This window comes from Mesorhizobium sp. f-mel (genome assembly GCF_053850215.1).
Genome location: NZ_JBSPTO010000001.1, coordinates 582,618 through 606,719, shown reverse-complemented (window position 1 = coordinate 606,719; position 24,102 = coordinate 582,618). Strand labels below are relative to the sequence as shown.

Sequence of the window (24,102 nt, the reverse complement as noted above, 5' to 3'; positions counted from 1 at the left end):
AACTTTCATACGAGTTGAATTCGACTCATGAAGCTGGTAGCAGCTAAATCATACCTCATCTCGGGAGCCTGAAATGTGCGGAATCGTCGGACTGTTTTTGAAGGACAAGTCGCTCGAGCCCCGGCTCGGCTCGATGCTTTCGGAGATGCTGATCTCGCTCAGCGATCGCGGTCCCGACAGCGCCGGCATCGCCATCTATGGAGCGCCATCCGGCAACGAGGCCAAGATCACCATCCAGTCGGGCAAGCCGGAGCACGATTTCCGCAACCTTGACGCCGAACTCGCCAGGGCGATCGGAACGCCGGTGAACATCGCAGTGAAATCAACGCATGCGGTCGTCAGGACCACGCCCGACAAGATCGATGAAGTGCGCGAGGCCATCCAGGCGCTGCGTCCCGATATCCGCATCATGGGCGCCGGCGATGTCGTCGAAATCTACAAGGAGGTCGGCTTGCCCGAAGCGGTCGTCGATCGCTTCGACGTGCGCAGCATGACCGGTACGCACGGCATCGGCCACACCCGTATGGCGACGGAATCGGCGGTGACGACGATGGGCGCGCATCCGTTCTCGACCGGCGCCGACCAGTGTCTGGTGCACAACGGCTCGCTGTCCAATCACAACAATGTCCGTCGCGAGCTGATCCGCGAAGGCATGAAATTCGAGACCGAGAACGACACCGAAGTCGCGGCCGCCTATCTCTCCTCGCAGATGGCGCATGGCAAGAATCTCGGCGAGGCGCTGGAAGGCACGCTGAGCGACCTCGACGGCTTCTTCACCTTTGTCGTCGGCACCAAGAACGGCTTCGGCGTGGTGCGCGATCCGATCGCCTGCAAGCCTGCCGTCATGGCCGAGACCGACCAGTATGTCGCCTTCGGCTCGGAATATCGCGCGCTCGCCAAGCTGCCCGGCATCGACAATGCGAGGGTCTGGGAGCCCGAGCCCGCAACCGTCTATTTCTGGGAGCATTGAGCTCATGCCGGCAATCAACATCTCCAAGGCGACCCGCGAGCAAGACCATGAGCAGAGTCGGGCGTCGACGGTCTTCGACCTGGCCGAAATGCCGCTGCGCGAGCTCAACCAGGCGCTACACAATCTGACCCCTGGTTCGAACGAGACCGCCTGGGAAGTGCTGAACCCGAAAGGCAGCCATTCGGTCGCCGTCGGCGTCGACCAGCCGATCACGATCGATGTCCGCGGCAGCGTCGGCTATTATTGCGGCGGCATGAACGACGGCAGCGCCATTACCGTGCATGGCTCGGCGGGACCCGGCGTCGGCGAAAACATGATGTCGGGTTCGATAACGGTCAAAGGCGATGCCAGCCAGTATGCCGGCGCCACCGGCAGGGGCGGGCTGCTGGTCATCGAAGGCAATGCGTCGTCGCGCTGCGGCATCTCGATGAAGGGCATCGACATCGTCGTCCACGGCAATATCGGCCACATGTCGGCCTTCATGGCGCAATCCGGCAATCTGGTGGTGCTGGGCGATGCCGGCGACGCGCTCGGCGATTCCATCTACGAGGCGCGGCTGTTCGTGCGCGGCAAGGTCGAAAGCCTCGGCGCCGACTGCATCGCCAAGGAGATGCGGCCAGAGCATCTGGAACTCCTGCAGGGCCTTCTCGACCGTGCCGGCGCGACCGGCGTCAAGGCGGCGGAGTTCAAGCGTTACGGCTCGGCGCGCACGCTCTACAATTTCAACATCGACAACGCCGACGCGTATTGAGGCTCAATGACCTATCGCAACCCGCCGACGACGCCGCGCAAATCCGCGACTTTCGACGACTACACGCTCTCCGAGATCCGCCGCGCGGCGGCGACCGGCATCTATGACATCCGCGGCGCCGGCGCCAAGCGCAAGCTTCCGCATTTCGACGACCTACTGGTGCTCGGCGCCTCGATCTCGCGCTATCCGCTCGAAGGCTATCGCGAGCGCTGCGACACCAGCGTGGTGCTGGGTTCGCGCCATGCGAAAAAGCCGATCGAGCTGAAAATCCCGATTACCATCGCCGGCATGAGTTTCGGGTCGCTGTCCGGCCCGGCGAAGGAAGCGCTCGGCCGCGGCGCGACGCTGTCGGGCACCTCGACGACCACCGGCGACGGCGGCATGACCGAGGAAGAGCGCGGCCATTCCAAGACGCTGGTCTACCAGTATCTGCCATCGCGTTACGGCATGAACCCGCGCGATTTGCGGCGGGCGGATGCTATCGAGATCGTCGTCGGCCAGGGCGCCAAGCCCGGCGGCGGCGGCATGCTGCTTGGCCAAAAGATCTCCGACCGCGTCGCCGAAATGCGCACGCTGCCGAAGGGTATCGACCAGCGCTCGGCTTCGCGCCATCCCGACTGGACCGGGCCTGACGATCTGGAAATCAAGATCCTGGAACTGCGCGAAATCACCGACTGGGAAAAGCCGATCTACGTCAAGGTCGGCGGCGCGCGGCCCTATTACGACACAGCCCTTGCGGTTAAGTCAGGCGCCGACGTCGTCGTGATCGACGGCATGCAGGGCGGCACCGCCGCCACCCAGGAAGTGTTCATCGAGAATGTCGGCCAGCCGACGCTTGCCTGCATCAGGCCGGCGGTGCAGGCACTGCAGGATCTCGGCATGCACCGCAAGGTGCAGCTGATCGTCTCCGGCGGCATCCGCAATGGCGCCGACGTCGCCAAGGCGCTGGCGCTCGGCGTCGACGCGGTGTCGATCGGCACGGCCGCACTTGTCGCGCTCGGCGACAACGATCCGCGCTGGGAGGCGAACTATAACGAGCTCGGCACTACCGCCGGCGCCTATGACGACTGGCATGAGGGGCGCGACCCGGCCGGCATCACCACGCAAGACCCCGAACTAATGAAACGGGTCGATCCGATAGCGGCCGGCCGACGGCTGGCGAATTATCTTAAGGTGATGACGCTGGAGGCGCAGACGATCGCGCGTGCCTGCGGCAAGAACAGCCTGCACAATCTGGAGCCCGAGGATCTCGTCGCGCTGACGATCGAAGCCGCCGCCATGGCCGGCGTGCCGCTGGCCGGCACCAACTGGATACCGGGGAAGAACGGCTTCTAAGATATATCAAACCACCAAGAATGCCATAAGCGAGGAACTACAATGGGGAACGATCTCGCCGCCTTTGCCAAAGAGAACGGCGTCAAATATTTCATGATTTCCTACACCGACCTGTTCGGTGGGCAGCGCGCCAAGCTGGTGCCGGCGCAAGCCATCGCCGACATGCAGAAGGACGGTGCCGGCTTTGCCGGCTTTGCCACCTGGCTCGACCTGACGCCGGCGCATCCAGACATGCTGGCGGTGCCGGATCCGGATTCGGTCATCCAGTTGCCGTGGAAGCCGGAAGTCGCCTGGATTGCTGCCAATTGCATTATGGACGAAAAATCGATCGAGCAAGCGCCGCGCAACACACTGAGGCGGCTGATTGACGAGGCGGCCGGCGACGGTATGCATGTCAAGACCGGCGTCGAGGCCGAGTTCTTCCTGATCTCGCCGGACGGCAAGACGATTTCCGACGAATACGACACGGCGTCAAAGCCCTGCTACGACCAGCAGGCGGTGATGCGCCGCTACGATGTCATCGCCGAGATCTGCGACCACATGCTGGCACTCGGCTGGGGCCCCTACCAGAACGACCATGAGGACGCCAACGGCCAGTTCGAGATGAACTGGGCCTTCGACGACGCGCTGGCGACCGCCGACAAGCATTCCTTCTTCAAGTTCATGGTCAAGTCCGTTGCCGAAAAGCACGGCCTGCGCGCCACCTTCATGCCGAAGCCGTTCCCCGGCCTGACCGGCAATGGCTGCCATGCCCATATCTCGGTGTGGGACAAGGACGGCAAGACCAATGTCTTTGCCGACAACGCCATGGAGCTCGGCCTGTCGGCGAAGGGCAAGAATTTTCTCGGCGGCATCATGAAACATGCCTCCGCACTTGCTGCGATCACCAACCCGACGGTCAATTCCTACAAGCGCATCAACGCGCCGCGCACCATTTCGGGCGCCACCTGGGCGCCGAACTCGGTGACCTGGACCGGCAACAACCGCACCCACATGGTGCGCGTGCCCGGCCCCGGCCGTTTCGAGCTGCGCCTGCCCGACGGCGCGGCAAACCCTTATCTGCTGCAGGCCGTCATCATCGCCGCCGGCCTCGACGGCATCCGCTCGAAGGCCGATCCGGGCAAGCGCTACGACATCGACATGTACCAGTTCGGCCATACGGTGGAGGGCGCGCCGAAGCTGCCGCTCAACCTGCTCGATGCTTTGCGCGAGTTCGACAATGACAAATCGCTCAAGGCGGCGCTGGGTGAGGAATTCTCGTCGGCTTATCTAAAGCTCAAGCACCAGGAATGGAATTCCTATGCTTCCCACTTCACCCAGTGGGAGCGTGACCACACGCTGGATATCTAGAGCATCGGACCGAAAAGTGTGAAGCGGTTTTCGGATGATTCCGATGCGCCAAGAAAGGTCCTGCGTGGCGCGAGCGATCTCGGATAGATTTATGAAATACTCGATCTTCTCCCTCGCCCGCGCCGCGTTTTCCGGCCACAAGACCTGGCAGCGCACCTGGCGCGACGCCAGCCCGAAGGATCACTACGACGTGGTGATCATCGGCGGTGGCGGCCACGGCCTGGCGACGGCGTGGTTCCTGGCCAGCGAGTACGGCATCAGGAATGTCGCCGTGCTGGAAAAAGGCTGGATCGGCTCCGGCAATGCCGGCCGCAACACCACCATCATCCGCTCCAATTACGGGCTGCCCGGCAACACCGGCTTCTACGAACTGTCGATGAAGCTGTGGGAGCGCATGGAGCAGGATCTCAACTACAATACGATGGTCAGCCAGCGCGGCGTCATCAACCTCTACCATTCCGATGCGCAGCGTGACGCCTATGCGCGGCGCGGCAACACGATGCGCATCAACGGCATCGATGCCGAGCTGCTCGACCTGGCGGCGGTCAAGAAGATGATGCCGTTCCTGAACTTCGACAATGCACGCTTTCCCGTGCAAGGCGGCCTGCTGCAGCGGCGCGGCGGCACGGCGCGCCACGACGCGGTGGTCTGGGGCTACGCCCATGCGGCGAGCGCGCTCGGCGTCGACATCATCCAGAATTGCGAGGTGACAGGTTTTTCGCGCGACGCCAACGGCAAAGTGACCGGCGTCGAGACTTCGCGCGGCACAATCGGCGCCGGCAAGGTCGGCATGGCCGTCGCCGGCAGTTCGTCGCGTGTCGCGGCGATGGCGGGCCTGCGCCTGCCGATCGAAAGCCATGTGCTGCAGGCCTTCGTCTCCGAGGCGATCAAGCCGCTGATCCCCAACGTCATGACCTTCGGCGCCGGCCATTTCTATGTCAGCCAGTCCGACAAGGGCGGGCTGGTCTTCGGCGGCGACATAGACGGCTACAATTCCTATGCCCACCGCGGCAACATGCCGGTCATGGAAGACGTCTGCGAGGGCGGCATGGCGCTGATGCCGATGATCGGCCGCGTGCGCCTCTTGCGCCAATGGGGCGGCATCATGGACATGTCGATGGACGGCTCGCCGATCATCGACAAGACGCCGGTGGACGGGCTCTATCTCAATGCCGGCTGGTGCTATGGCGGCTTCAAGGCGACGCCCGGCTCCGGCCTCGTCTTTGCCCATCTTCTGGCCCGCGACGAACTGCACACAGAAGCGGCGCGGTTCCGCCTCGACCGGTTCCGGCGGGGTGCTGTGATCGATGAAAAGGGCGTCGGCGCCCAACCGAACCTGCACTGAGGACGGTCCAAAAAGCATGCGTATTGTCTGTCCCTTCTGCGGCGAACGCGAACTCGGCGAGTTCAGCTATCTCGGCGACGCCGAGCCGGTGCGTCCGGCAGCCGGCGCCCCGGAGGACGACGTCTTCGACTATGTCTATCTGCGCGACAACATTGCCGGTGCGATGAGCGAACATTGGTACCATGCTGGCGGCTGCCGGGCCTGGCTGAAGATCACCCGCAACACGCTGACACATGAGATTTCCTCGGTCGAGCCGGCGGCGGGCGCAGGCGCAAGGCAGGTTGCCAAATGAATATTCTTCGCCAGCTCAGCGCGACGCTCGTGCATAACGTCAAAGCGACGGAAGGCTGGCAATCGTGATCTCCAGCCAATCCCATCGTCTCGCATCGGGAGGTCTCATCGACCGCTCGGCGCCGCTGAACTTTCGCTTCGACGGCAAAACCCTTGCCGGCTTCCAGGGCGACACGCTTGCCTCGGCGCTGATCGCCAATGGCGTCAAGCTGGTCGGCCGCTCGTTTAAATACCACCGGCCGCGCGGCATCCTGACATCAGGCTCGGAAGAACCCAACGCGCTGGTCGAGCTGCGCACGGGCGCGCGGCGCGAGCCGAACACCAAGGCGACCACGGCAGAACTTTATGACGGTCTGGAAGCGGCCAGCCAGAACTGCTGGCCGTCGCTGCGCCACGACCTGATGGCGGTGAACCAGCTGTTCTCGCCGATCTTCGTCGCCGGCTTCTACTACAAGACCTTCATGTGGCCGGCAAAGTTCTGGGAAGCGATCTACGAGCCGGCGATCCGCCGCGCCGCGGGGCTTGGACGCGCGGCGGGTGTCGCCGATCCCGACCATTACGACAAGGCGTGGGCGCATTGCGACGTGCTGATCGCCGGCTCCGGCCCGGCCGGGCTGGCGGCAGCACTTGCCGCCGGTCGCAGCGGTGCCCGCGTCATCCTGTGCGAGGAAGATTTTGCGCTTGGCGGCCGCCTGCTTGCCGACGGCGCCACGATCGACGGCATGCCGGCGGCCGAATGGACTTCCCGCACCCTGGCCGAACTCGCCACGCTGCCCGATGTTCGCATCATGAACCGCACGACGCTGTTTGGCGTCTATGATGGCGGCACCTATGGCGCGATCGAACGGGTCAACGATCATCTGCCCTCGCCGCCCGAACACCAGGTGCGCCAGCGGCTGTGGCGGATCGTGGCCAAGCGCTGTGTCGTTGCCGCCGGCGCCATCGAACGGCCGATCGTCTTTGCCGGCAATGACACGCCCGGCGTGATGATGGCTTCGGCGATGCGGACCTATGTCGCGCGCTACGCGGCGGCCCCTGCGAAGAGGATCGCCCTGTTCACCAACAATGAGGATGGCTGGCGCACAGTCGAGACCGCGCTCAGTGCCGGATTGCAGATCGCGGCCGTCGTCGATGCTCGCCCAGACGTGTCCGCCGCGCATCGCGCGCTTGCCGCCAAAGCCGGCTTTCCCGTGCTGAACGGTTCGGTCGCCAGTGTCGAAGGCGGCAAGGACGGTGTCAGGAAAATCTCGATATCGCTGACCGGCGGCGCACGCGCGGAAGTCGAAGCCGACGGACTTGCCGTTTCCGGCGGCTGGAACCCGGCGGTCGGGCTGACCTCATACCATCGCGGCCGGCCGAAATGGCAGGACGACATATCAGCCTTCGTGCCGGACGGCGCCCCTCCGGGCATGGTGGCCGCCGGTGCTGCCAACGGCGCCTTCGGCCTCGGCGCATGCCTGAGCCAAGGGTTTGCCGCCGGTGCGGCAGCGGCACACAGTGCCGGACACGACGGCAATGCCGGCACGCCGCCAGTCGCCGACGACGAGGCTTTTTCGCTGACTCCGCTCTGGCATGTCGCCGGCAAAGGGAAGGCCTTTGTCGACTACCAGCATGATGTCACCGCTTCGGACATCGAACTGGCGCAGCGCGAAGGCTTTGAATCGGTCGAGCATCTCAAGCGCTATACGACGCTCGGCATGGCCACCGACCAGGGCAAGACCTCGAACGTCGCCGGCCTCGCCATCCTGGCGGCGGTATCAGGCAAGTCCATTCCCGAGACCGGCACGACGATCTACCGTCCGCCCTATGTGCCGGTCGCCATCGGCGCCTTTGCCGGCCATCATCGCGATGAGAACTTCCATGCGACAAGGCTGACGCCATCGCATCACTGGGCAGCAGAACAGGGCGCGGTGTTCGTCGACACCGGCCTGTGGAAGCGCGCGCAATGGTATCCGCGCGCCGGCGAGAAGGACTGGCTGGAATCGGTCACCCGCGAGGTCAAGGCGGTGCGCTCTGGCGTCGGCTTCTGCGATGTCTCGACGCTTGGCAAGATCGACGTGCACGGACCGGATGCCGGCGCCTTCCTCGACCGCGTCTACATCAACACCTTCTCCAATCTTGCGGTGGGAAAAGCGCGCTACGGGCTGATGCTGCGGGAGGACGGCATGGTCTATGACGACGGCACCACGTCGCGCCTGGCCGAGGACCATTATTTTCTGACCACCACCACCGCCAAAGCCGGGCCGGTGATGCAGCATCTCGAATTCTGCCGGCAGGTGCTGTTTCCTCAACTCGACGTGCAGCTGACATCCGTCTCCGACCAGTGGGCGCAATTCTCGATCGCCGGGCCGAAGACCCGGGACCTAGTTCGCGAAATGATCGATCCAGCCGAGGATTTGTCGAATGAGGGCTTTCCGTTCATGGGGGCGCGGGAAGTAGCGCTTCGCGGCGGCATCAAGGCACGGCTGTTCCGCATCTCGTTCTCCGGCGAGATGGCGTTCGAGATTTCCGTTCCGGCCCGCTACGGCGACGCGCTGGTGCGCAATCTGATGCTGGTCGGCAAACAATTCGGCGTGACGCCTTATGGCACCGAGGCGCTTGGAGTCATGCGCATCGAAAAGGGCCATGTCGCCGGACCGGAGCTGAACGGCACGACGACCGCTGCCGACCTCGGGCTTGGCAAGATGATGTCGACCAAGAAGGATTTTATCGGCCGCGTCATGGCCGGGCGCGAGGCGCTGGCGGCAGCGGATCGGCAGGTCGTGGTTGGCATCAAGCCGACCGACAAGAAGCGCCGCCTGCGCTCCGGCGCACATGTCATTCCGAAGGGCGAGATACCGGGTTCCGCCAGCGACCAGGGCTATGTCACGTCGGTCTGCTTCTCGCCGACGCTCGACCAGTGGATTGGGCTGGCGCTTGTCGAGCGCGGCCGCGAGCGGATCGGCGAGATCGTCCATGCGCATGACCCGCTCCGCGGCGAGGATTACGATGTCGAGCTGTGCAATCCCGTCTTTTACGATCCGGATGGAGGGCGCCAGCGTGGCTGAATTTTCGTGGCTTCCCCGCAGTCCGCTGGAACGCGCGCTTGTTGCGGGCGCTTATGGCGAGCGCGAGGTCGCGCCGGGCATTTTCCTCACTGAAGTTCGCAATTTCGAGTTGACCCAGGTGATGGCGCGGCGCGGCAAAGGGGCGGAACTGGCGAGCGCCACCACAGCCCGTTTCGGCTTGGCGGCTCCGGATGTGCCGAAGGCGGTCAGCGCTTCGGACGTGATGCTCATCTGGTCGGGACCGGATCAGTTCCTCGTCTTATCGAAGGGCGGTAAGTACACGATAAACACATTGAGCCAGGCGTTTTCGCAATCCGCCTCGCTGTCGGACCAGTCGCATGCGCGCGCCTGGATCAGCGTCTCGGGAGCCAAGGCGCGCACCATGCTGGCGAAATTGTCGTCGATCGATCTGCACCCGACGGCGTTTCCGATCGGCGCCGCTGCCGCGACGTCGATCGACCATACCAGCGTCAATCTCTGGCGTGGCGATGACGGGCCTGATGGGCAGGCGGTGTTCAATCTTCTGGTGTTTGCAACCTTCGCCGAAAGCTTGTGGCACACAATGCTCGACGCGGCCGCCGAATACGGCGTCGACATCAGGCATTCCGAGGAATTCGCGTAAAGTTTCATCCGCGTGTCTGCGGCCGGCACGAAGCCTCACCTTGCCAAATCCGGGCTTGCCGCCTATTCTTGCCGCTAAAATAATTTCACGTACAGGCAAACTTGTTTCTCGAAACTGGGGTTGAGATGAGCCAGTCGCCCTACCCCGCCGTCGCCGCCGGACCGCCCCGGCCGAGCCTGATCCTGCGGCCCGGCCAGATGGCGCTGCCGGCTGGCATGGAGCGCTATTTTGTTCAAGGCAATGGCGCGGTGCTTATCGACGTCGAGGCCGGCGACACGATCAGCGTGCGCAATGTCGAAGGCGGGCAGGCCTGCGAGTTGCTGGCATGGGACAAGACCGGCGCGACCGATGCCGGCATTTTCGGCGAGAAATCGAACAGCAATGCCGCCGGCATCAAGGCGCTGCTGGCCGATGGCGACGACAGCCTCGCTTCCTTGCGCCGGGGGCTGGAGCGACGCCAGGTGCAGCTGGATCAGGCAAAGACGGTTCGCGTTTTCGGTGGCGCCACCCCTGCCGGCACCGAACAGAGTTTTACCGTAGCCCGCGACGGCTCGATGCTCATCGCCGCCCCGGGTGGTCCTATGCTGGTCGACGGCCATGACACGGCGACGCCGCTCAGCATCATTGTGCGGCGCGCCACCATTCGCCCGGCGGCGAAGTCGCAGCTTGGCGACCCGCTGGCCGATCCAGTGCTCGATTTGCGCGTCCATTCGGCGACCGCCGAATCCTACTTCGTCAAAGCTGGCGACTATTTGCAGATCATCGATGTCGACGGGCGCCAATGCACGGACTTCCAGTGCTTTTCGGCGCGCAAGCTCGACAAGGGACGCGACCATCCGCTCGACGTGACGACGACCCGCACGCTGATGGGTTCGAGCTACCCGATGCCCGGCCTGCACTCGAAATATTACGACCAGGACATGGAGCCGCTGGTCGAGGTCGTGCAGGACACTTGCGGTCGGCACGATGCGTTCGCGCTCGCTTGCGCTGCCAAATATTACGACGACATCGGCTATCCCGGTCACCCCAACTGCTCGGAGAATTTCAACCGTGCGCTGTCGGACAAGGGTGTAAATCCTCGCGCCGGCTGGATGGCGATCAACTTCTTCTTCAACACGGCGATCGACGCGCATGGCGTCATGGTTTCCGACGAGCCGTGGTCGCGGCCGGGCGACTATGTGCTGCTGCGCGCCTTGACCGACATCGTCTGCGTCTCATCCGCCTGCCCCGACGACACGACGCCGGCCAATGGCTGGAACCTGACCGACATCCATGTGAGGACCTATTCCGGCCAGCACAAATTCTCGCGAGCGATCGCCAGACGCATGACGCCCGATTCGGAACCGAAAATGACCCGCGAGACATCATTTCATTCGAGCTTTGCCAGGCACACCCGCAACTTCGTCGAGTACAGGGGGTATTGGCTGGCCAACGCCTTCGCCAAGGAGGGGCCGATCGCCGAATACTGGGCCTGCCGGCAGGACGCGGTGATCATGGACCTTTCGCCGCTGCGCAAATTCGAGGTCACCGGCCCGGATTCGGAAGCGCTGCTGCAATACACGCTGACCCGCGACGTGAAAAAACTCGGCGTCGGCCAGGTGGTCTATTCCGCCATGTGCTACGAGCATGGCGGCATGATCGACGACGGCACGCTGCTGAGGCTCGGCAAGGATAATTTCCGCTGGGTCGGCGGCGACGATCTTTCCGGCGAATGGCTGCGCGACACCGCGACAAAACTCGGCCTCAACGTGCTGGTGCGCTCGTCCACCGACCAGATGCACAATGTCGCCGTGCAAGGACCGAAGAGCCGCGACATCCTGAAAGAGATCATCTGGACCTCGCCGCTGCAGCCGTCGATCGAGGAGCTCGAATGGTTCCGTTTCGCCGTCGCGCGGATCGGCGGCGGCAACGGCATTCCGGTCGTCGTCTCGCGCACCGGCTACACCGGCGAACTCGGTTACGAGATCTGGTGCCACCCGCGCGACGCCGAAAAGGCGTTCGACGCCATTTGGGAAGCCGGCCAGCCGCGTGGCTTGAAGCCGATGGGATTGCAGGCACTAGACATGGTGCGCATCGAGGCCGGGCTGATCTTTGCCGGCTATGAATTTTCCGACCAGACCGATCCGTTCGAGGCCGGCATCGGCTTCACGGTGCCGCTGAAGACCAAGACCGACGATTTCATCGGGCGCGAGGCGCTGATCCGGCGCAAGGAAAACCCGCAGAGAAAGCTGGTCGGCCTCGATATCGACGCCAATGTCGCGGTTGGACATGGCGATTGCGTCCATGTCGGCCGCGCCCAGATCGGCGAAATCACTTCGAGCATGCGTTCGCCGGTGCTGAACAAGACCATCGCGCTGGCCAGGCTCGACGTCACCCATGCCGCGATCGGCACCGAGGTCGAGATCGGCAAGCTCGACGGCCACAGCAAGCGGCTGCCGGCGCGCGTCGTGCCCTTCGCCCATTACGATCCGCAAAAGAGCAGACCGCGCTCCTGACGGTGGCATCCCTTGCCTTCTCCCCCCGGTGGGAGAAGGTGGATCGGCGCGCAGCGCCGAGACGGAAGAGGGGTGCTGGACGGAGTGCTGTCGGTGCCAAGCTGGATCACCCCTCATCCGACCTTGCTTCGCGAGGCCACCTTCTCGCCACAAGGGGAGAAGGTAAGAGCGTGTTCCGCATCTGCGATGTGCACAGCTTCACAAAACGCTTGACGTGAAAGCGTGACGGATCAATCTTCACTGCCAAGAAAAAAATACTACTGAGCGGAAACCGCCTGAGCTCGTTTCAACGCGTGCGTCGGTGACGCATCGCGAGGTGTCGGCTTCGCCGATGGGGAACATCAAAAATGGGGAATCCACGTATATGAGCACAATAGTCTCTGCCCTGGTGCCGCCTGCCGAAGGGCAGCTGCACCGCAATATCGATTGGCGCGGCGCCTTCTGGGTGGCGAGCGGCGTTCCCGCCCTTGTCCTGTTTTCGATCGGCGGCATTGCCGGCACGACCGGCAAGCTGGCCTTCCTGATCTGGACGGTGTCCATGATCCTGGGCTTCCTGCAATCCTTCACCTATGCCGAGATCGCCGGCCTGTTTCCGAACAAGTCCGGCGGCGCCTCGATCTATGGCGCCACCGCCTGGCTGCGTTATTCCAAGTTCATCGCGCCGCTGTCGGTGTGGTGCAACTGGTTCGCCTGGTCGCCGGTGCTGTCGCTCGGCTGCTCGATCGCCGCCGCCTATATCCTCAACGCGCTGGCGCCGGTGCCGCTGTTTACCGACGCCTCGCCGGAAGTCGCCGCCTATATCGCGGCTAACGCCGGAACGAGTGCCGCCGATGCCATCACGGCGGTGACCGCGGCCGCCACACCGGCGATCCGCAACTGGACGCTCTACGGGCACACGCTGGGTCCGGTCTCCTTCACCTTCAACGCCACCTTCTTCATCGGCGCCGTGCTGATGCTGATCATCTTCTCCATCCAGCATCGCGGCATCCTGGGCACGGCAAACGTGCAGAAATATATCGGCGTGTTCGTCATCATTCCGATGCTGATCGTCGGCGTCGTGCCGATCGTCACCGGCCAGATCGACTGGGCGAATTTTTCGCCGCTGGTGCCGCTGGCGGCCGCCTACGCGCCGGAGCCCGGGGCGTGGAACATTGCCGGCTGGACGCTCGTTCTCGGCGGCATGTTCATTGCCGCCTGGTCGACCTACGGTTTCGAGACTGCCGTCTGCTACACGTCCGAGTTCAAGAATCCCGGCACCGACACCTTCAAGGCGATCTTCTATTCCGGCCTGCTATGCATGCTGCTGTTCATCCTGGTGCCGTTCACCTTCCAGGGCGTGCTCGGCTTGAATGGCATGCTGGCGACCCCGATCGTCGACGGCTCCGGCGTTGCCGACGCACTGGCCGGCATGGTCGGCGGCGGACAGCTGATCCATAGCCTTCTGGTGATGCTGATGATCCTGGCCCTGGTGCTGTGCATCATGACGGCGATGGCGGGGTCCTCGCGTACGCTCTATCAGGGCTCAGTCGACGGCTGGCTGCCGCGCTATCTCAGCCATGTCAACGAACACGGCGCCCCGACCCGCGCCATGTGGACCGACCTGATCTTCAACCTGGCCGTGCTGGCCATCGCTTCGGCCGACGCGACCAGCTTCTTCTTCATCCTCGCCGTGTCGAATTGCGGCTACATCATCTTCAACTTCCTCAACCTCAACGCCGGCTGGATCCACCGCATCGACAACGGCCACATCGCGCGGCCATGGCGCGCGCCGAGCTGGCTGCTCGGCCTCGGTGCCATCTTTGCCTATGTCAACATGATCTTCATGGGCGCCGGTGCAAAGATCTGGAACCCGATGGCACTGTGGGCAGGGCTGATCACGGCTGGCCTCATCATCCCGGTGTTCTGCTTCCGGCATTACATTCAGGACAAGGGCAAATTCCCCGACCACATGCTGACTGATCTCGGCATGACCTCATCCGATCTCGCCGTCAGAAAGGCGGGCATCCTGCCCTACCTGACGTTGATCGCCGGCGTCGTGGTGATGCTGCTCGCCAACTGGCTGTTCGTCATCTGACCTCCGCCTCAAAGATTGAGCGCGCGATGCGCGTTCGATCCCCTTTAGCTGTAATGCCGATTGGCACCGATAACCCGCCGCCGAGGCGGGTTTTTTCGTTTCATGCCATATCCCGCGTGAGATCAATCGATCTTGATGAACACGCCCTTGGTGTTGAGATACTCGTCGAGGTGCTCGGCACCGCCCTCGCGGCCGTAGCCGCTCATCTTGTAGCCGCCGAAAGGCATGGCCGGATCGATGGCGTGATAGGTGTTCACCCAGACCGAGCCGGCGCGGATTTTCCTGGAAAGCTGGTGGGCGGTGGCGAGATTTTGGGTGAACACCCCTGCGGCAAGACCGTAGGGCGTGTTGTTGGCCCGCTCGACCGCCTCGTCGAGCGTATCGAACGGCAATGCCGAGATGATCGGCCCGAAGATTTCCTCGCGCGCGATCCTCATGTCGTCCGAGACACCGGCAAAAACCGTCGGCGCGACGAAATTGCCGGCGGCCAGCGCACCCTCCATAAGGCGTTCACCGCCGGTGACGACGGTCGCGCCCTCCGCCGTGCCGGCCTCGAGATACGAGGCGACCCGTTGCAGCTGCTTTTCGGAGACGAGCGGGCCGATCTCGGTCGCCGGGTCGATGCCGTCGCCGATCCTGAGGCCCTTGGCATAGACCGCCAGGCGCTCGACGAACTCGTCATGGATGGAGCGTTCGACGAACAGGCGCGAGCCGGCGATGCAGATCTGGCCGGAATTGGCGAACACCGACATCGCCGCGACCGGCACCGCCCTGTCGAGATCGGCGTCGGCGCAGACGATGACCGGCGACTTGCCGCCAAGCTCCAGCGAGACGCGTTTGAGGTTGCCGGCCGAGGCGCGGACGATCGATTGGCCCGTTGCCGTCGAGCCGGTGAAGACGATCTTGTCGACGCCCATATGCTCGGAAAGAGCGGCACCTGCCTCCGCACCGGTGCCGGTTACGATGTTGACGACGCCTGGCGGAACGCCGGCCTCGTTCATGATGTCGGCGATCAGAAGCGGCGTCAGCGGCGCCTCTTCCGAAGGTTTCAGCACCACGGTGCAGCCCGCGGCAAGCGCTGGCCCGATCTTCCAGATCGAAGCGGCCGTCGGTGCGTTCCAGGGGATAATGGCGCCGACGACGCCGACCGGCTCCTTGCGCGTGAAGGAGACGATTTCGCCCGGCAGCGAGTTCTCAATCGTCTCGCCATGCAGGGACGTCGCCATGCCGGCGTAGTAGCGCAGCATACCGATGACGCGGTTGCGGTTGGCACGGGTACGCACGATCGGCATGCCCATGTCGGTCGTGTCCGAGCGACTGATCTCCTCCCAGTGCTTTTCGAAGAGGTCGGCGATCCTGAGGAGCAGCACCTGTCGCTCGTAAGGCTTATACCGGCTCCACGGCCCGTCGAAGGCCCGGCGCGCCGCGGCCACCGCCAGCTCGATATCATCGCGGTCGCCGCGCGGCACCGTGGCAATGACCGCGCCGGTGGCTGGATTGCGGGTCTCCATGGTGCGGCCCGAGCGGGCGTCGACCCGGGCGCCATCGACGAACATCTGACGGTGGCGTCCGTCGATCGGCTGGCGCAGCGCCACCGGTGTCTGAGCTACGGTCATGACGTCCTCCTCCAGAGCTCTGCCGGTGGGCGGATTTAACCCCTGGACATCACATCTGCCAACAGCTCTATTCGGCGGCCAGAGCCAGTCGCGGCCTGTCGTCGTTTTCTGCCAGCTCCGGCTCGGCCGCCTGCTCCGCATCCTCGGCCTTCTTGCGCTCCCTGCCGAAGAACAAGGCATAGCCTGCCGGGAGGACGAGGATAGTGAGCACCGTGGCAACGAGGATGCCGCCCATCATGGCATAGGCGAGCGGACCCCAGAAGACGCCGCGCGAGATCGGGATCAGCGCCAGGACCGCCGTCAGCGCAGTCAGCATGATCGGCCGGAAACGGCGGACCGCCGAGCCGATGATGGCCTCCGAGCGCTCCATGCCGGCCGCGATATCCTGGTCGATCTGGTCGACCAGGATGATCGAGTTGCGCATGATGATGCCGAGTAGCGCGATCACGCCGAGGATGGCGACGAAGCCGAACGGCGCGCCACTGATCAAAAGTGCCGCCGCAGCACCGATGATGCCGAGCGGACCGGTCGCCAGCACCAGCATCGCCTTGCCGAAATGCTGCAATTGGATCATCAGCAGCACGACGATGACGGCCAGCATGATTGGAGCTTTCGCAGCAATGGAGGCCTGGCTTTCGGCCGAATCCTCGGCGCCGCCCTGGATCTCGATGTTGTAGGCGGGCGCCAGACCGTCGCGCAGGCCTTGCATCTCGCTGTACATCTTCATCACGACATCGTTCGACTGCACGCCATCCGGCAACGTGGCACGCACGCTGATGGTCGGGAGGCGGTCGCGCCGCCACTCGACGCCTTGCTCCAGCACCGGTACGACCTTGGCAACCTGCGACAGGGGCACGAAGCCACCGAAGTCCGTCGGGACAGAGACGGAGTCGACCGCCGACAGCAGGTGACGGCTTGCTTCCGGTTCGCGGGCGACGATCGAAACGGTCTCCTCGCCGTCGCGGAAATCATCGAGCGGCGCGCCCGACATGGTCGCCTGCAGCATCTGGCGGATGCGCTGCGAGGTGACGCCGAGAGCACGGGCGCGATCCTGATCGATCACCAGCTTCATCTCCGGCACCGGCTCCAGCCAGTCGTCGTGGACGGCGCCGAGCAGCGGATTTGCCTGGAACTTCGCCTTCACCTCGTCGGCGATGCGGCGCACCTCCTGGCGATCCGGACCCATGACGCGCATCTGCACCGGCCAGCCCGTGGGCGGCCCGAGGAACAGGCGGTCAACCTTGGCGCGGACCGACGGGAAATCCTCGGCCAGAATGGTGCGCAGCTTGACGATCAGCCGCTCGCGGGCCGGTTCGTCATTGGCCATCACCAGAAGCTGGGCGAAGTTCGGATTGCGAAGCTGCTGGTCGAGCGGCAGGAAGAAGCGCGGCGCGCCCTCGCCGATATAGGTGGCGATGAAGCGCTTGTCCTTGTCGTCCATCATCCTGGTTTCGAGCGCCTTGGCCTGCGTCTCGACTTCCTTGATGCTGGTGCCTTCCGGCAGCCAGAGGTCGACGAGGATTTCCGGACGCGACGACTGCGGGAAGAAATTCTGCGGGATGAACTGGAACGCCCACAGGCTGGTGGCGAAGGTCACCAGCGTCATGACCAGCACGATGATGCGGTGGCGCACGGACCAGCCGACGGTGGCGCGAAGCCGGCGGTAGAAGCTCGTGTCGAAGACATCGTGATGGTTGCCGGCGTGTTTTCGCTGCTTGAGGATCATGTGACCGAGCCACGGCGTGAAGTAAACCGCCACGAACCAGGACACGACCAGCGCGATGCCGACGACGTAGAACAGCGTGCGTACGTATTCACCGGCCGTCGAGGCCGCGAAGCCGACCGGGATGAAGCCGGCGGTGGTGATCAGCGTGCCGCTCAGCATCGGGAAGGCCGTCGAGGTATAGGCGAAGCTCGCCGCCTCGATTTTGACCAGTCCTTCCTCGAGCTTACGCTCCATCATTTCGACGACGATCATCGCGTCGTCGACGAGCAGACCGAGCGCGATGATAAGCGCGCCGAGCGAAATGCGCTGCAGATCGATGCCGATCTCGTACATGATGGCGAAGGTGGCGGCCAAAACGAGCGGAATGGTGATCGCGATCACCAGGCCCGAACGCCAGCCGATCGTCAAGAACGAGACGACAAGCACGATCAGCAGCGCCTCGCCAAGCGCCTTCATGAACTCGCTCACCGCTTCCCGCACGACTTCCGGCTGGTCGGCGATCTGATCGACCGAAACGCCGTAAGGCAACGCCTCTTCGAAGCGGTGATAGGTCGCCTCGACCTCCTTGCCGACATCGGTGACGTTGAATCCCTTGGCCATGACGACACCGACCTGGACACTGTCGTGGCCATTGAAGCGGTATTTGCGCTGATAGGGGTCTTCGAGGCCTGTGGTCACGGTTGCGATGTCACCCAGGCGCGTCACCTGGTTGCCGGCGCGCAGGCGAAGTTCGCGGATGTCGGCCGCCTCTGTCACGTTGCCTTCGACCGAGATGCGCACCGAACGCTGGCCGGTATCGACCGAGCCTGCCGGATCGACATTGTTCTGGCCCTTGATCGCGTTCTGCAGATCGGTGAGCGTCAGGCCACGCTCGGCAAGCACCTTGGACGAAACGTCGATATAGAGTTTTTCCGGCTGGTCGCCGATGATCACGGCCTTCTCGACGCCGGGCGTCGTCAGCAGCATGTCACGCGCCTGGATGGCTAGTTTCTTCAGCTCGGGATAGCTGTAGCCGTCGCCGCTGATCGAATGCAGGGTGATGAAAGTGTCGCCGAACTCATCGTTGAAGTAGGGCCCAAGCAGCCCTTGAGGCAGCTCATTGGCGATATCGCCGACCTTCTTGCGTACTTGGTAAAAGGCATCCGCGACCTGCGTGGGATTGGTGTCGCCTTCCACCTGCAAGGTGATGATGGCGCTGCCGGCGCGCGTGTAGGAACGGACGAAATCGAGATGCGGCGTTTCCTGCAGCTTGCGCTCGATCTTGTTGACGACCTGGTCCTCCATCTCCTGGATCGAGGCCCCCGGCCAGACAGCCTGGACCACCATGACGCGGAAGGTGAAGTCCGGGTCTTCCTTCTGGCCCATGCGCATCAGGCCGAGCGCACCGGCAACGATGATCAGGCCGAACAGGAACCGCGCCATGCTCGGGTGCCCGATTGCCCAGCGCGAAAGATTGAAGGGCCGCTTCTCATTGGTGTCGGTGGTCATAGCGCCAGTCCATTTGTCTGATCGTCAGCGCACGCACATGGCATGCCCACTGAGCTTCTAATGCTGGCTTCCGGGCGGCGAGGCTTTCCGAGCGGAGAGACACTCATCGCGGTGGGACGCGGGGATCGATGTGGGGGGCTACATCGACCTGACGTCTCGACAATCGGGCACCTGCCGCCCGGAAACCATGAACCGCATGACCTCGCGGCTTGCGCCGATGCGAGGAAAAGCCGTTTTATTCTTGGCCGTCAGCGCACGCGCTTGGCGGCGTCGCTATCGTCGCCCGCCGATGCGGACTGCTGCACCGCATCGCCGGTCAGCTTGACCTTCAGATTCTCGGTCATGAATTGCGTGCCCGCCGCAACGACGACGTCGCCAGGGTTCAATCCTTCGGCAACATGCACGCCGTCGGCGGTGAATTCGGCTACCTTGATCGGACGCGCATGGACGGTCTCGCCGTTGCGGTCCACGGTCCAGACGATCTGCTGGCCTTCCTTTTGCGCCAGCGCGCTCAACGGGATCGATACGCTCTGCGGGCTGTTGTTGGCCGCCGAAGCCTCGATGTTGGCGGTCATGCCGAGAAGCACGCGCGGATCGTTGGGCAGGCTGACGCGAACGGCAAAGGTACGCGACTGCTGATCGGCGCTGCCGGCGACTTCACGGACCTTGCCGTCGAGCGTCAGCGCATCGTCGGACCAGAAGCTTGCCTTTACGTTCTTGCCCGGCTTGAACTGGGCGATATCCATTTCCGGAACGGCGATCAGCACTTCCTTTTCGCCATCGACGGCAACGGTCACAACCGGCGTGCCGGAGCCGACCACTTGACCGACATCGGCGGTGACTGATGTGACGATGCCGTTCCTGTCCGCCTTGAGGTCGGTGTAGAGGACCTGGTTCTTCGCCTGGTCAAGCGATGAGCGCGCGGAATTCCGGGTGGCGACCGCCTGATCATAGCTGAGCGTCGCCTGTTCGAGCTGCGATTTCGACGCGAAGGTCTTGGCAAACAGCTGTTCGGCACGACGGCGGGCAAGGCCCGTTGTCTCGACCTGCCGCTCGGCGGCCTCGAGGCTGGCTTCGGCACTCTTGACCGAAAGGGCGTAGTCGGCCGGATCGATGCGGGCCAGAACGTCGCCCGGCTTCACGCGCTGACCGATGTCGACCAGGCGCTCGGTGATCTTGCCGTTGATACGGAACCCGAGGTTCATCTCGGTGCGTGCGCGCACCGATCCGGAGTAGGAGAGCTCACGGGTATCGTTTGCCTTGGCGATCTCGACGACCTTGACCGGCCGGACGATGTCCTTGACTTCCACCTTTTCTTGCGAGCAACCGGCGAGCCCAAGCGCCGCGACGACGACCAGTGCCGGTCCAATAGCCGGCAGCCTGTTCATGATGGATTTGGACAAAGGCACTTGCGTACTCCCGAACTGGAGATGGATTGTGGACGCCCTGCGGACGCCGCCGGTCATTTCGTCAAAGCCCTGATGGCAAACTCGATAAGCTCGTCCGGCATCGCCCGATTCTTCTTGGCAAGGCACTGGGCGACCATTTGCGGGTGACAGAGGGTGATGATAGCGGCGCCGAAACACCGCGAAGCGACTTCCGGGTCCTGGTCGGCAAACTCGCCTGCTGCGATTCCCTCGCGGATCACCTCCTCCACCAAGCCGCGGATCCTGTCGATATGCTTCTCGATGACGTGCCAATCGCGTTCGATGGCAACGACCACCATTTCGTGCACCTTCTCCTGGTCGAGCATGGTGTCGCGGGTCCACTGATAATGCGTTTGCACGTAGCGGCGAAGCCTTTCGCTGGCCGTTCCGGGACTATGGCAGGCGTCGTAGGTCAGTTGGTAGCAGGTAGCGAGCATACGGCCGCAAACGGCTTGGTGGATCTCAACCTTGGAGGCGAAGAAACGGTAGATGTTCGCCGTCGACATGCCGAGTTCACGCGCTATGTCGGCGACATTGGTTTTGCCGTAGCCGTAGTGGCGGAACAGTCGCTCTGCGCAATCGAGGATGCGCGCGACATTCTCCTGCCGGACCAGGTCGGCCGTATCGAGGGTATCATGCATCTTGTTTTGTTAACTCTTACGAATGACGAATTTTGAATTTCGTCACTCGTAATTCGAAATCGACCGGATGTCAACAGCGATGTTACCTTCGTTGGGCGACCGGTGACATCTGTTGACACAACTTGGGCGTGAACAGCGTTAATGAAGCCTGCTGCGGGCCGTGCACGGGCCACCCGCCAGGCTCAGGTGATCGGGCGCCTTATTTCATTCAAGACGTGCTCCGTAGCGCGCAGCAATGCGTTATCATCCAAGCCGCGGAAAGGAGAGTTGGGATGACCGTGCTGCGCATAGTCTCGAATATCGCAACAGACAGCATTCCGGATGTTCGGAAGTTCTATACCGACCTGTTCGGGCTCGATGTTGTCATGGATCACGGGTGGCTCGTCACGCTGGCGTCCCGGGAAACAACCATTCCCCAGATCAGCATCGCCAGCGAGGGTGGCTCAGGCACCCCCGTACCCGATCTGTCGATCGAGGTCGACAATGTCGACGAGGTATATCTTCGCGCAAACGAGATCGGTTGCAGAGTGGTCTATGATCTGACCGACGAACCGTGGGGCGTAAGACGTTTCTTCATTGCCGACCCGACTGGCAAGTTGCTCAACGTGCTCTCGCATCTTCGCTAAAGCGCGTCGCATTTGACCGACCTCACGCGACGCGCTTTAGGTCGTTGTTTTGTGCACGTCGTTATCGCAAAACCGCTGCACACTTTTGCGCGACATGCATTAGGATTGTTCTGCAATTCGGGACATTGACGACCTTCCAAACATTAGCCGAATAACGGAAACGGGCGGCGGTCACCGGAGGAAACCATGAGCAGAACAATTCCATTTCATTTCGTCGATGTCTTCGCGGTGGCGCCGCTGACGGGCAATTCACTTGCGGTTGTGGACGGCGGTGGCGAGTTGGCGCTCGAGCTCATGCAGAACATTGCACGTGAGTTCAACCAGTCCGAGACCACCTTTGTCCTGCCGGCGACCCGGGCGGACGCCGATTGGAAATTGCGCTCTTTCACGCCGAAAGGCGTAGAGGTTTTCGGTGCAGGCGGACACAACACGCTAGGGGCTTGGTGGTGGCTCGCTGCGGCGGGGCGGCTCGAGCTGGGCGATGGCCCAACATGGTTTCACCAACAGATCGGCGACTTGGTGTACCCATTGGCCATCTGGCAAAGCCAAGGGAAACTCGAAAAGATCATTATGCGGCAAGAAGCCCCAGTGGCCGGCAGGGCGCTCTCAAACCTTGGCGCTCTTGCCACGGCACTCGGACTTAATGCTGAAGAAATAGCGGACGTTGTGCCTTGCCAGGTGGTCTCGACTGGTGCTGCCCATCTCCTGGTGCCGATCCGCGATCGCGAAGCCGTCGACCGGATTTCGCCTGATGCCAAACAGCTTTTCGACCTGCTCAAGGAGGTCGGCGGGGAAGGCTGCTACGTCTTCTCACTCGATCCGCTACAGCCCGGAACCACAGCGTATGCACGCTTTTTCAACCCGACTGTCGGCATTTCCGAGGATCCGGCAACCGGTACGGCGGCTGGCCCGCTCGCCGCACATCTCGTTGCACACAGTGTTGCACAGCCCGGCGTAATCAAGGTCGAGCAAGGCACTACTCTCGGACGTACCAGCATCATTGAGGTAGATGTAGATGCCGGCTCAGTGAGCGTTTCCGGACGCGGCATCGTGGTGGCGAGCGGGGCTTTTTCGATCTAGTCGAATGTGTAGTCCGGTGGCCGCGGCGAACCTGTGCCCGTCCCACAAGTTTGCAGTAGCCCGCCATTTGGCGCGGCTATGCCGATGACGTCATTCTGCCACTCGCCTTCGACTTGGATCCGCTTAGGTAGCCGATCTGTTCAGTCTGTTCAGGCTTTCGCCCAGTATGACAAGCGCGATGCCGAGCAGCGCAATGTCCTTGATCAGGAACTGACCGGCGGGACCGAGCGCGGGAAAGCCGAGCGCAGGCTCCCAGATCGGCAGGGCAACCATGATCGAACAGGTGACCAGGAAAATCAGCGCGGCTAATGCCCCACCGGCCACACCGGCGCGTGTCGACCAGGGAGAGGCAATCAGCAGAAGCGCGGTCGCGATCTCGACGACGCCAAGCACATAAGAGGCACCAGCTTCACCGAATACCGGATACATCCAGGCGAGCCAAGGCGTGCCGCCGATCAGCGGCCTCAACGCCTCGATCTCAACAGCCGTGAACTTCATCCCGCCGATCATGAGAAGCGGCAGTATGACCCCGACCAGGGCGAGGATCCGCCCCGCTTTGCTGACCGCGGCGGCGTTTCGCGCCCACGACCGAGGAAGGGTCTCGTCTTGACCTTCAGGCTCTGATGTTCTGAGAACCGGCATGAGTTTTCTCCTCCAACCGCCAATTGCACCACCCGCATCGTAAATTCGATCTTGTCGCTTGGGGTCATTATTTTATCCCTTGCCCCTGACGGCTGGCCAATCGCCGCCGCTGTCACGGTCGCTCGATCACCCCGATGCGCTGCTCAGTCCGGCTTGTAAGGGTACGAGTGATGCTCGTGAGCGATAATCCAACGATCACCTTCCTTCTGTAGTCCGACGGTAAGCCGGAGGCGGGTTGCCGGGTCCTTTTCAAGCTCTTCGCTGGTGCCGCACCGCAGCAATGCGGTTGCAAAAGCAACCCGGTCGCCCGCCGTGACATCTAGCCGCTCGATCGCGAAAACGCCGCCCTCTTGAAGTGCTCGAAGAACGGACCCCAGCTATCCCGGTAGGCCTCAATTCCACTGAGTTCGTTCGGCGGTGGGACATCGAACATCAGAAGGTCCGTCGCGTGATCCGCAATGATTGTCGCCAGGTCCTGCTGCTGCACGGCGTTCGCCCAACGCTCGATTAGCGCCTGGATATGTGCCTCGGCGTCACGCTCCGTGTTCTCCATTAGAATTCTCCTCCTGCTGGATA

19 protein-coding genes are annotated in these 24,102 nt (G+C 63.0%); 12 read left to right on the top strand and 7 right to left on the bottom strand.

What is annotated here, in order from left to right; translation table 11 throughout:
• Positions 1 to 73 precede the first annotated feature (73 nt).
• From ACWUKX_RS02785 to ACWUKX_RS02740, 10 genes are all read left to right on the top strand, one after another.
• Complete coding sequence (locus tag ACWUKX_RS02785) at positions 74 to 970, top strand: class II glutamine amidotransferase (RefSeq protein ID WP_456003615.1); 897 nt, start codon at positions 74 to 76, stop codon at positions 968 to 970.
• A gap of 4 nt (positions 971 to 974) precedes the next feature.
• Entirely contained in the window at positions 975 to 1,721 is a 747-nt protein-coding gene (locus ACWUKX_RS02780) for a GltB/FmdC/FwdC-like GXGXG domain-containing protein (RefSeq protein WP_456003612.1), read from the top strand.
• Between the two features lie 6 nt (positions 1,722 to 1,727).
• Positions 1,728 to 3,056 carry an FMN-binding glutamate synthase family protein gene (locus ACWUKX_RS02775; RefSeq protein WP_456003608.1) on the top strand — a complete coding sequence of 443 codons (1,329 nt, stop codon included), beginning with the start codon at positions 1,728 to 1,730 and terminating at the stop codon, positions 3,054 to 3,056.
• Positions 3,057 to 3,098: 42 nt separating this feature from the next.
• Complete coding sequence (gene glnT / locus ACWUKX_RS02770) at positions 3,099 to 4,406, top strand: type III glutamate--ammonia ligase (protein WP_456003605.1); 1,308 nt, start codon at positions 3,099 to 3,101, stop codon at positions 4,404 to 4,406.
• A gap of 91 nt (positions 4,407 to 4,497) precedes the next feature.
• Positions 4,498 to 5,751, top strand: a complete 1,254-nt coding sequence (locus ACWUKX_RS02765) for a sarcosine oxidase subunit beta family protein (RefSeq protein ID WP_456003602.1) — start codon at positions 4,498 to 4,500, stop codon at positions 5,749 to 5,751.
• A gap of 16 nt (positions 5,752 to 5,767) precedes the next feature.
• Positions 5,768 to 6,043 carry a sarcosine oxidase subunit delta gene (locus ACWUKX_RS02760; RefSeq protein ID WP_456003599.1) on the top strand — a complete coding sequence of 92 codons (276 nt, stop codon included), beginning with the start codon at positions 5,768 to 5,770 and terminating at the stop codon, positions 6,041 to 6,043.
• A 67-nt stretch (positions 6,044 to 6,110) separates the two neighbouring features.
• Entirely contained in the window at positions 6,111 to 9,089 is a 2,979-nt protein-coding gene (locus ACWUKX_RS02755; RefSeq protein WP_456004080.1) for a sarcosine oxidase subunit alpha, read from the top strand.
• A complete protein-coding gene (locus ACWUKX_RS02750; protein WP_456003596.1) occupies positions 9,082 to 9,711 on the top strand; it encodes a sarcosine oxidase subunit gamma in 630 nt (209 codons plus the stop codon). Before ACWUKX_RS02755 ends, ACWUKX_RS02750 begins: the two co-directional genes overlap by 8 nt.
• A 125-nt stretch (positions 9,712 to 9,836) precedes the next feature.
• Positions 9,837 to 12,206 (top strand): DUF1989 domain-containing protein, encoded by a 2,370-nt coding sequence (locus tag ACWUKX_RS02745; RefSeq protein WP_456003593.1) that lies wholly within the window; start codon positions 9,837 to 9,839, stop codon positions 12,204 to 12,206.
• 364 nt (positions 12,207 to 12,570) lie between these two features.
• The gene (locus ACWUKX_RS02740; RefSeq protein WP_456003590.1) at positions 12,571 to 14,280 is read left to right on the top strand and encodes an APC family permease; all 1,710 of its coding nucleotides are present in this window, start codon (positions 12,571 to 12,573) and stop codon (positions 14,278 to 14,280) included.
• A gap of 122 nt (positions 14,281 to 14,402) precedes the next feature.
• Here the strand turns inward: ACWUKX_RS02740 and ACWUKX_RS02735 are convergent, their stop codons facing one another.
• The 4 genes from ACWUKX_RS02735 to ACWUKX_RS02720 all read right to left on the bottom strand — a co-directional run bounded on the left by ACWUKX_RS02735 (position 14,403) and on the right by ACWUKX_RS02720 (position 21,178).
• Entirely contained in the window at positions 14,403 to 15,896 is a 1,494-nt protein-coding gene (locus ACWUKX_RS02735) for an aldehyde dehydrogenase family protein (protein ID WP_456003588.1), read from the bottom strand.
• Positions 15,897 to 15,963: 67 nt separating this feature from the next.
• Complete coding sequence (locus ACWUKX_RS02730; RefSeq protein WP_456003586.1) at positions 15,964 to 19,110, bottom strand: efflux RND transporter permease subunit; 3,147 nt, start codon at positions 19,108 to 19,110, stop codon at positions 15,964 to 15,966.
• Between the two features lie 248 nt (positions 19,111 to 19,358).
• Positions 19,359 to 20,498 carry an efflux RND transporter periplasmic adaptor subunit gene (locus ACWUKX_RS02725; RefSeq protein WP_456004077.1) on the bottom strand — a complete coding sequence of 380 codons (1,140 nt, stop codon included), beginning with the start codon at positions 20,496 to 20,498 and terminating at the stop codon, positions 19,359 to 19,361.
• Positions 20,499 to 20,572: 74 nt separating this feature from the next.
• Positions 20,573 to 21,178, bottom strand: coding sequence for a TetR family transcriptional regulator (locus tag ACWUKX_RS02720; RefSeq protein ID WP_456003583.1), 606 nt, complete (start codon positions 21,176 to 21,178; stop codon positions 20,573 to 20,575).
• Positions 21,179 to 21,450: 272 nt separating this feature from the next.
• Between ACWUKX_RS02720 and ACWUKX_RS02715 the strand changes: the two genes are divergently transcribed.
• Together ACWUKX_RS02715 and ACWUKX_RS02710 are read left to right on the top strand one after the other, a co-directional pair.
• Positions 21,451 to 21,804 carry a VOC family protein gene (locus tag ACWUKX_RS02715; RefSeq protein ID WP_287092117.1) on the top strand — a complete coding sequence of 118 codons (354 nt, stop codon included), beginning with the start codon at positions 21,451 to 21,453 and terminating at the stop codon, positions 21,802 to 21,804.
• 186 nt (positions 21,805 to 21,990) lie between these two features.
• A complete protein-coding gene (locus ACWUKX_RS02710; protein WP_456003581.1) occupies positions 21,991 to 22,884 on the top strand; it encodes a PhzF family phenazine biosynthesis protein in 894 nt (297 codons plus the stop codon).
• A 123-nt stretch (positions 22,885 to 23,007) separates the two neighbouring features.
• On the opposite strand, the gene ACWUKX_RS02705 is transcribed toward ACWUKX_RS02710, so the two are convergent.
• From ACWUKX_RS02705 to ACWUKX_RS02695, 3 genes are all read right to left on the bottom strand, one after another.
• Positions 23,008 to 23,526, bottom strand: a complete 519-nt coding sequence (locus tag ACWUKX_RS02705; protein WP_456003579.1) for a YkgB family protein — start codon at positions 23,524 to 23,526, stop codon at positions 23,008 to 23,010.
• 143 nt (positions 23,527 to 23,669) lie between these two features.
• Entirely contained in the window at positions 23,670 to 23,858 is a 189-nt protein-coding gene (locus ACWUKX_RS02700; RefSeq protein WP_456004075.1) for a nuclear transport factor 2 family protein, read from the bottom strand.
• Positions 23,846 to 24,079, bottom strand: a complete 234-nt coding sequence (locus ACWUKX_RS02695; RefSeq protein WP_456003577.1) for a YybH family protein — start codon at positions 24,077 to 24,079, stop codon at positions 23,846 to 23,848. The genes ACWUKX_RS02700 and ACWUKX_RS02695 overlap by 13 nt, the downstream gene beginning before the upstream one ends.
• Positions 24,080 to 24,102 lie beyond the last annotated feature (23 nt).

What these genes read in the sequence shown, in the direction of transcription:
- ACWUKX_RS02785 (WP_456003615.1), top strand. Translation starts at nt 74, where the DNA reads ATGTGCGGAATCGTCGGACTGTTTTTGAAGGACAAGTCGCTCGAGCCC.
- ACWUKX_RS02780 (WP_456003612.1), top strand. Translation starts at nt 975, where the DNA reads ATGCCGGCAATCAACATCTCCAAGGCGACCCGCGAGCAAGACCATGAG.
- ACWUKX_RS02775 (WP_456003608.1), top strand. Translation starts at nt 1,728, where the DNA reads ATGACCTATCGCAACCCGCCGACGACGCCGCGCAAATCCGCGACTTTC.
- glnT (WP_456003605.1), top strand. Translation starts at nt 3,099, where the DNA reads ATGGGGAACGATCTCGCCGCCTTTGCCAAAGAGAACGGCGTCAAATAT.
- ACWUKX_RS02765 (WP_456003602.1), top strand. Translation starts at nt 4,498, where the DNA reads ATGAAATACTCGATCTTCTCCCTCGCCCGCGCCGCGTTTTCCGGCCAC.
- ACWUKX_RS02760 (WP_456003599.1), top strand. Translation starts at nt 5,768, where the DNA reads ATGCGTATTGTCTGTCCCTTCTGCGGCGAACGCGAACTCGGCGAGTTC.
- ACWUKX_RS02745 (WP_456003593.1), top strand. Translation starts at nt 9,837, where the DNA reads ATGAGCCAGTCGCCCTACCCCGCCGTCGCCGCCGGACCGCCCCGGCCG.
- ACWUKX_RS02740 (WP_456003590.1), top strand. Translation starts at nt 12,571, where the DNA reads ATGAGCACAATAGTCTCTGCCCTGGTGCCGCCTGCCGAAGGGCAGCTG.
- ACWUKX_RS02735 (WP_456003588.1), bottom strand. Translation starts at nt 15,896, where the DNA reads ATGACCGTAGCTCAGACACCGGTGGCGCTGCGCCAGCCGATCGACGGA.
- ACWUKX_RS02730 (WP_456003586.1), bottom strand. Translation starts at nt 19,110, where the DNA reads ATGACCACCGACACCAATGAGAAGCGGCCCTTCAATCTTTCGCGCTGG.
- ACWUKX_RS02725 (WP_456004077.1), bottom strand. Translation starts at nt 20,498, where the DNA reads ATGAACAGGCTGCCGGCTATTGGACCGGCACTGGTCGTCGTCGCGGCG.
- ACWUKX_RS02720 (WP_456003583.1), bottom strand. Translation starts at nt 21,178, where the DNA reads ATGCATGATACCCTCGATACGGCCGACCTGGTCCGGCAGGAGAATGTC.
- ACWUKX_RS02715 (WP_287092117.1), top strand. Translation starts at nt 21,451, where the DNA reads ATGACCGTGCTGCGCATAGTCTCGAATATCGCAACAGACAGCATTCCG.
- ACWUKX_RS02710 (WP_456003581.1), top strand. Translation starts at nt 21,991, where the DNA reads ATGAGCAGAACAATTCCATTTCATTTCGTCGATGTCTTCGCGGTGGCG.
- ACWUKX_RS02705 (WP_456003579.1), bottom strand. Translation starts at nt 23,526, where the DNA reads ATGCCGGTTCTCAGAACATCAGAGCCTGAAGGTCAAGACGAGACCCTT.
- ACWUKX_RS02695 (WP_456003577.1), bottom strand. Translation starts at nt 24,079, where the DNA reads ATGGAGAACACGGAGCGTGACGCCGAGGCACATATCCAGGCGCTAATC.